Raw genomic sequence first — 576 nt, 5'->3', positions numbered from 1 at the left:
GGCGATGGTGGTCTTGCCGACCCCCCGGGTACCGGTGAACAGGAAGGCATGGTGGACGCGGCCACTGTCCAGCGCATTGCTCAGCGCGCGGACCACGTGTTCCTGGCCCACCAGCTCGGCAAAACGCTTCGGACGCCACTTGCGGGCAAGGACGAGATAGGACATCAGGCAACCGTCTTCATCTGAGTCCCCATTGTGCCATGCCCCACCCGTCCGCCAGCACCCATGCAGGGGGTGCTTGTGGCATTGCACCAAGCCCTATAGAATCTGCGCCCCTGCTGAGGTGTTACAGCGGCAGGATCCGGAGAGGTGTCCGAGTGGTTGAAGGAGCACGCCTGGAAAGTGTGTAAGCGTCTAAACCGCGCTTCGGGGGTTCGAATCCCCCTCTCTCCGCCAGATAACTGAAAAAGCCGCCCTTCGGGGCGGCTTTTTCTTTTGCCCGACCGAAAGCATGGGGACGTCGCAGAAGCCCCAGCCAGCTCAACCGCAGGCAAAGCCGCTGGGACGCGCAGCCACCCGGAAGGAGAGGTTCGCCCCCCGCCTGAAGTGCCTCTCTGACCTGTCTCTTATACACCA

The 576-nt window shown here is 62.5% G+C and carries 1 tRNA gene; it reads left to right on the top strand.

The window, feature by feature from the left end:
• The first annotated feature begins 303 nt into the window (after nucleotides 1-303).
• Nucleotides 304-396, top strand: a tRNA-Ser gene (locus ABB26_RS18345).
• Nucleotides 397-576 lie beyond the last annotated feature (180 nt).

This window comes from Stenotrophomonas humi (assembly GCF_001431415.1).
GTDB classification, from domain to species: Bacteria; Pseudomonadota; Gammaproteobacteria; order Xanthomonadales; family Xanthomonadaceae; genus Stenotrophomonas; species Stenotrophomonas humi.
The sequence above is the reverse complement of the archived record's forward strand: the minus strand, read 5'-3'. Positions and strand labels throughout refer to the sequence as shown.